The sequence below is a fragment of the Cellvibrio sp. genome (assembly GCF_053579595.1).
This window is the reverse complement of the sequence record NZ_JBRFPI010000260.1, coordinates 1-6,490: the sequence shown is the minus strand read 5'-3', so window position 1 is coordinate 6,490 and position 6,490 is coordinate 1. Positions and strand designations below refer to the sequence as shown.

Sequence of the window (6,490 nt, the reverse complement as noted above, 5' to 3'; positions counted from 1 at the left end):
TTTTCATAATACTTCCTTTATTAAAGTTGATACTCAAATTTAAGGCCAATATAACATTTGTATACCGAGCATGCGCGTTATCCCTCCTTACTTTTCTTTTAGAAAAACACATCAACTCTTTGAAATACAAAGTTATCTGTGTGGTTTCGTCGGACATTGGGGTGAGATAAACACGCGTGCGTGTTTATTCGCTGGAGGGAGCTTGTTTTTCGGATCCGTCCAGCTTGCAAGTGGCTGAATATAATCGGGTTTACAGGTTTAGGAAAGGGGATTATCGCGCAGTGTAAAGGGGGGTATTTGCGCATTGCAGGTTGGTGGTTAATAATATACTGTATATAAAACCAGTATTGATGTGTGTCAGGGAGAGTTGTGATGGCAGGAAAATCCAGTCCTTTTTTGGAAATGGTTAGGGGTGAGATCCGGCTGAGGGGCTACAGCATTCGCACAGAGAAGAGTTATCTTTATTGGATTCGGCAGTTTATTTTGTTTCATCAAAAGCGCCATCCGGCTGAAATGGCAGGTGCTGAAGTGAAGGCGTTTCTCACTTGGCTTGCAGTCAAACAAAATGTTGCTGTAAACACCCAAAAGGTCGCTTTAAACGCGGTGGTGTTTCTGTATGCAAAGGTACTCAAGCAGGAGTTGGGAGATTTAGGTTTTACGCTTGCAGTGAAGCAGCGTCATTTGCCAGTGGTATTAGCCCAAGAGGAAATTTTACGTATTCTTGCCCAAATGCAGGGGCGTAACCGTTTGATTTTTGAATTGTTGTACGCAAGTGGTTTGCGTATTACGGAATGTTTGCGCTTGCGTGTTCAAGATGTTGATTTTTCGAATGGTTCTATTTGTGTTCGTGATGCAAAAGGTAATAAAGATAGGCAGACGTTGCTGGGGAAATCCTTGGTGCCACAGTTGCAAAAAGCAATTGATGAGTCTCTCGCGTTGCAGGCGGAGGATAACAAGCGCGGTATAGGTCCTTCGCTACCTAATCAACTTGCCAAGAAATTTCCCAATGCATTTCGCTCCCCGGCATGGATGTTTGTATTTCCATCATCCGGTTTTTCAGAGCATCCGGCTACTCATGCGCTCTGTCGCCATCACCTGCATGATTCGGTTGCGCGCAAGGCGTTGCAGCAAGCTGTGCAATCAGCGGGAATTGATCGCAAACGCGTAACGTGCCACAGTTTTCGCCATTCGTTTGCGACGCATTTATTGCAGGCGGGATGTGATATTCGTAACGTGCAAGAGCTTCTTGGTCACAATGATGTAAAAACAACCCAGATTTACACACATGTTTTGGGGCAGCATTTTGTTGGCGTGAGTAGTCCGCTTGATCGACTAAGGCTTTTAGGTGGGCAATGAATTTTGCTATTCTGGTGCTCTTGTCGTTTTTTGAGCCAGCCTATGCGTGTTCTCTATACCTCCATTTTTTATCTGCTCCTGCCTTTTATATTGCTGCGCTTGCTCTGGCGTTCAATTGCCGCTCCCGCTTATGCAAAACGCTGGGCGGAACGCTTTGGTTTTTTTTCCGCGTTAACTACCCATAAAAAAGTAGTGTGGTTGCATACGGTATCAGTGGGTGAGTTTTTAGCGGCACTACCGCTGATTCGCCGTTTGCAGGCAGATGAAAGCGTGCAGTTGGTGATTACTACTACAACCCCAACGGGTTCCGAGCGCGTGCGTGCAACCCTGGGTGATTCTGTTGTGCATGTTTATGCACCTTATGATTTGCCCGATGCATTGGCGCGTTTTTTAATGCGCGTTAAACCTTCGCTGTATTTAGTCATGGAAACCGAGTTATGGCCAAATACCTTGGCTGCCTGCGCAAAGCGCAATATTCCAGCAATGTTGGTCAATGGGCGTTTGTCTGAAAAATCTGCGCGCGGCTATGCGCGTTTTGGTGCGTTAACCAAACCTATGTTGCAGCATTTATCCTGCGCAGCGATTCAAAATTCGACCGATGCCGCCCGCTTTGTCGCACTGGGTTTATCTGAGGATAAAGTGATAGTGACCGGCAATATCAAATTCGATCTGAATTTAGGTGATGATCTTCGTGTGCAAGCGACAACCTTGAAAAATCAGTTATCCAATAATGGGCAACGCTTGGTGTTGATTGCAGCGAGTACTCATCAAGGTGAAGATGAACTTATTCTTGATGCCTTTGCCCTGGTTCGTGCAAGTTCTTCCGATTTGGCACGCAGTGCAGTGTTGGTTTTGGTTCCGCGCCATCCTGAACGTTTTGAGAGGGTAGGGCAGTTGTGTGTGAGCCGTGGTTTTAACGTGGCTCTGCGCAGCGAGCACAGTTGGGATAGTACGAATAACATTTTGCTCGGCAATACCATGGGTGAATTGATGTTGATGTTTGGTGCCAGTGATATCGCATTTGTAGGAGGGAGCCTGGTGCCTAATGGTGGGCATAATTTCATCGAGCCGGCGGCTTGGGGTTTACCTTTAGTCAGTGGTGAGCATTTATTTAATTTTGCAGAGGTTGCACGTTTGCTAACCGATGCAGGCGCATTAATGAAAGTTAGCTCGGCACAAACACTTGCTGAAGCGTTTGTTCGCTTGTTAGAAAATGATTCGCTGCGAATGGAGAAGGGTGCTGCTGCTTTGCAGGTGGCATTGGATAACCGTGGTGCTTTGGATAAAACGCTTGTAGTGATTGCCGATCATTTAAGGACATCATGAATAATATATCGCTCGTCATACCCGCGAACACGGGTATCCATAGCTGTCTATGGCAAGTAATTCAGCGCCTCCTTGAAATGACCTGCAAAAAATATTTGATAAATATTCATAAATAAAAACACCGGACGTTCAGCTTATGAGCGTCCGGCGTTTTTCATTGCTAACAGAAAGTTGCTAACGATTAATAATTTGTAATGCCTGAACTGGTGCAGCTTGCCCATTTACCAATACAAATGCTGCCGGCATTTCTTAAACGGCTATTGGTAATTTTTGCGGTACTGGTGGAGCTGTCGGTGCGGAAAATACCTTCGCCCATATTGGATATCTGGCATTTATCAACGCCTACCGCAATCTTGAATGTAGTGCCGCCATTCTGCCGCAAGAATTTACCCATGCCATCGACTACGCAATTAGATACATTGAGCGTTGATGCTGCATTGACTTGGATAAATTTGTCTGAACCAGCGAAACCGGAAATATTTTTTACATTCACAGTGCCGGACGATTTAATTGTCATCGCATCCTCACCCACGTTAGTCCAGCGAATATTGTCGATGGTGCCACCATTGTAAAAGTGAATGCCATCTGCAGCATTGTTGCCGAAAATTACGTTTTTCAATGTCGCACCATTTTCTACGCGGAACACCGGACTTTGTCCTTCGCTTTGGCTGCCATCACCGAGTGCACTAGTGGCGGTAAATACTTTACAACCACCATCGTAAACACCGCTGGTCACTTTGATGGTGGTGCTCACACTCACCGAGCCATTGGCGGTACAGGTTGCCCCGGTAATGCTACCGCTAGTGCCGCCGCTGCTACTGGTGCTGCCTGAAGAAGATGTTGATGGTGATGATGTAGCGCCACCGGAACCTGACGCTGGAATAGAACACTCCTTCACAGATTTGGATGGAATCGGATCTGAACCAAAGGTGGCTACCGAGCAAGAGAAGCTGCCGCTCAGGATTTTATAGACAAATTTTCCCGATGCGCCAAACGCAACATTAGTCGAACCACTGACTGAGCAGGTCTGCCCGATTTTGCAAATAGTGACGTAGCCGTCAGGGCGATTGGAGGCAGAAAATGCGCTGGCAGCACAACTGAGTAGTGCAGTAGTGATAAAGATTTTTTTTAGCATGATTTCAATCTCGTCAGTTATTGGGATAAATGAACGGATTGACCGAATAGTGGCGCCTGCTAAATTCAGGGGAGTTACAGCTTTCCAGAGAAATAAGGGCAGACTATTTATTGTTATGTGTGCTCTTGATACAGCGAAAAGCGATTGGACTATACGGTTGTTTACTGGGCATTAAAATCGGTTTAGATGACAAATGATTTTTTTTGTGAAGGGCTTTGTAAATAATTCATTAACTGATGCGCCATCAGGTATGAATTTATTTACCAATAAAAATGCCGGACATTAGTCCGGCATTTTTATTGGTCATTGTGCAATGCTTATTGTGATCAGTTTTCGTATTTGCTGCGACTCACCAGTGCATCGTCCAGCAACCACTTATCAATTTCCTGAACATCCGCTGGAGTCAGCATGCCAGCAACTTCGCGCAGTTTGATGGTGTCGATCACGTAATTGTAAAGTGCATCTGAGTAGTTGCGGCGCGCCTGATACAAATTGCGCTGCGCCAATAACACTTCTACTAAGTTGCGGGTGCCAACTTCGTAACCGGATTGGGTTGCTTCCAGTGCTGATTGGTTGGACACAATCGCCTGCTTGCGTGCCTGTACGCTAGCAACATCGGTTTCAACCGAAAGGTGCAGTGCACGTGTGCTTTGGATTACGTTGCGCTGTGTGCTGTTGTAAAGCTCCTGTGCTTGGGTGTATTGCGCATAGGCCTGACGGCTGCGGCCAGAGGTTGCACCGCCGCTGTAAATAGGAACATCCAGACGCAGATTGATGGTGCTGCCATCGGTTGTGGTATCAAAGGTCTCACCACGGTTAATGCCGTCGTTGTCGTAATCAGAGTAACCAAGAGTTGCCCCCAAGGTTGGCAAATGATTGGACTTGTTTGCCTTGGCGTTCTGCAGGGAGGCCTCGGCCTGCAGCTTTGATGCTTTCAGGTTGTAGTTGTTTTTTAATGAAAACTCGACCCATTCCGCGCGGTTGGCAGGAACGGGTGTTATCACCGGGAATTTTGCTGAAAGTGGGGCAATCTGGTCTTCTGGTTTACCAGTCAGTACCTCGAGCGCTTCATAATTAATTCCCAGATTCCCACGTGCTTCAAGGGTTGCGGCTCTAGCGCTATCGAATGCCGCTTGGGCTTCGTGCACTTCGGTAATGGCGGTCAAGCCCACTTCAAAGCGTTGCTTGGTTTGCTCAAGTTGTTTCTCTAAGGCTTTTTCTTCGGCAATGGTCGCTTCCAGAGTTTCTACGGCACGCAGTACATTGAAATAGGCTTCAGCGGTGCGGACGATCAGGCTTTGTTGGTCGGCACCAAACTGGGCTTCAGCCTGTTCACTCAATTTAACGCCCTGCTTGTAGCTGTACCAGGAGGACATATTAAAAAGAGGTTGTGATAAAGAAAGATCCCAGCCGCTTGAGTCACTGTCAGTCTTCAGGGTGGTGTTCGTTAAATTGTTGACGGTGTCTTCATCTGTATTTCCCAATTGTGCTTTGGCGTTGATTTGCGGCAGCAAGCCGGAGCGTCTAATAGTTTTGTTTGCGAGGCCAGCTTCATATTTCGCCTTGTCGGCTTTTAATTGGGCATCGTTTTGGGCTGCCAGCTCATAAATATCCAGTAAGCTATTGGCGCTAGCCGTCAAAGGTGCAAGAGAAAAGAGGCTGACGAGCAGGTAAAGCTTGGTCTTTTTCATAAAAGTTTTCCAAAGTCCAGAGTTGAGAATTCCAGTTCAACACTCGCGATCAATTGGGCGTATGCCTTAATCTGCGCGGGTGTAAGTACAAATAAGCGAGTTGCGTGGAGTTTAGCCGCTTGCTGCCTTGGGGTCGAGAAATGAACGAGGGTTCAGTAGTTAAAAAGGGTAAAACGCGCTGCGCTTGCCGTGAAGTTACAAATGTAAGCTTAGTGTTGAGTTTACCTTTCTAAACCATCCCTTCTCTAAATGCTCCTGCCCGACAGGCAATCTCCAGTTGCAGGGGTTTAGACACAAGTGCGCAGGATACAGATTCACTATGCAAAAAATTGTCAGTGACTGTAAGCAGATCGCTGTTAGTCAATATGGATCTATGGAGCAGTTTTTGCGTAAGTTTACGAGTGATATTGGCGGATCGCTGCAAGTTATTGATTTTCTCGTCTATTCTCACAGTGTTTGATTGCTTCATCGCTGTGCAACTTTTATCATGCGCGCCCAATTTGAGCATCGGCGAGCTTGAGTTCTACTCGCTTGCCCCACTGCCACATCTGCTCGATTTAATGAGCAGCCTCAGATGTGGTCGGTCTATCGCCTCTCACCGGTTTCTTCAATCTATATAAAGGGTCTTATATGCCTATGTCATTGGAAGTTGTGCTGATAATTTTTGCGGTGCTTGCGCTTCTCGGGGTGGTTTTCGAGGAAGTTATCCATATCAATAAAGCCAAAACCACCTTGTTCTTCGGCAGTCTGTCCTGGCTGGTGATGTTTATGTTCTCTGGAGGTCACGAACAGCAAGACGTGATGCTGGAAAAGCTTAATCACAACCTGTTAGAGATCGCCACTCTCTGGTTATTTTTGATGGCGACCATGACCTTCGTAGCCTATCTCAATGCTAAAGGTATAGTGCAATCAGTGGTGCAGCGTTTGTGTCCGGCACAGATGAGTACGCGTAGCTTGATGATTATGGTGGCGCTTTTTGCCA

General features: G+C 46.5%; 4 protein-coding genes and 1 pseudogene. 3 read left to right on the top strand and 2 right to left on the bottom strand.

Annotated elements, in window-relative coordinates; all coding sequences use genetic code 11:
• Window positions 1-372: 372 nt before the first annotated feature.
• Together ACWA6V_RS15010 and waaA are read left to right on the top strand one after the other, a co-directional pair.
• The gene (locus ACWA6V_RS15010) at window positions 373-1,356 is read left to right on the top strand and encodes an integron integrase (RefSeq protein WP_449523252.1); all 984 of its coding nucleotides are present in this window, start codon (window positions 373-375) and stop codon (window positions 1,354-1,356) included.
• A 42-nt stretch (window positions 1,357-1,398) separates the two neighbouring features.
• Window positions 1,399-2,682 carry a lipid IV(A) 3-deoxy-D-manno-octulosonic acid transferase gene (gene waaA, locus ACWA6V_RS15005; protein ID WP_449523251.1) on the top strand — a complete coding sequence of 428 codons (1,284 nt, stop codon included), beginning with the start codon at window positions 1,399-1,401 and terminating at the stop codon, window positions 2,680-2,682.
• A gap of 181 nt (window positions 2,683-2,863) precedes the next feature.
• Here waaA and ACWA6V_RS15000 read toward each other — a convergent pair whose 3' ends face one another.
• Window positions 2,864-3,817: a pectate lyase gene (locus ACWA6V_RS15000; RefSeq protein ID WP_449523250.1), complete on the bottom strand. Its 954-nt coding sequence runs from the start codon at window positions 3,815-3,817 to the stop codon at window positions 2,864-2,866.
• A gap of 326 nt (window positions 3,818-4,143) precedes the next feature.
• Window positions 4,144-5,508 carry a TolC family outer membrane protein gene (locus ACWA6V_RS14995; protein WP_449523249.1) on the bottom strand — a complete coding sequence of 455 codons (1,365 nt, stop codon included), beginning with the start codon at window positions 5,506-5,508 and terminating at the stop codon, window positions 4,144-4,146.
• 630 nt (window positions 5,509-6,138) lie between these two features.
• Between ACWA6V_RS14995 and ACWA6V_RS14990 the strand changes: the two are divergent.
• A pseudogene (locus ACWA6V_RS14990) lies at window positions 6,139-6,490 on the top strand (sodium:proton antiporter); the annotation flags it as partial.

Bases quoted from the DNA above. Each gene is read 5' to 3' on its own strand.
- ACWA6V_RS15010 (WP_449523252.1), top strand. From the start codon at position 373: ATGGCAGGAAAATCCAGTCCTTTTTTGGAAATGGTTAGGGGTGAGATC.
- waaA (WP_449523251.1), top strand. From the start codon at position 1,399: ATGCGTGTTCTCTATACCTCCATTTTTTATCTGCTCCTGCCTTTTATA.
- ACWA6V_RS15000 (WP_449523250.1), bottom strand. From the start codon at position 3,817: ATGCTAAAAAAAATCTTTATCACTACTGCACTACTCAGTTGTGCTGCC.
- ACWA6V_RS14995 (WP_449523249.1), bottom strand. From the start codon at position 5,508: ATGAAAAAGACCAAGCTTTACCTGCTCGTCAGCCTCTTTTCTCTTGCA.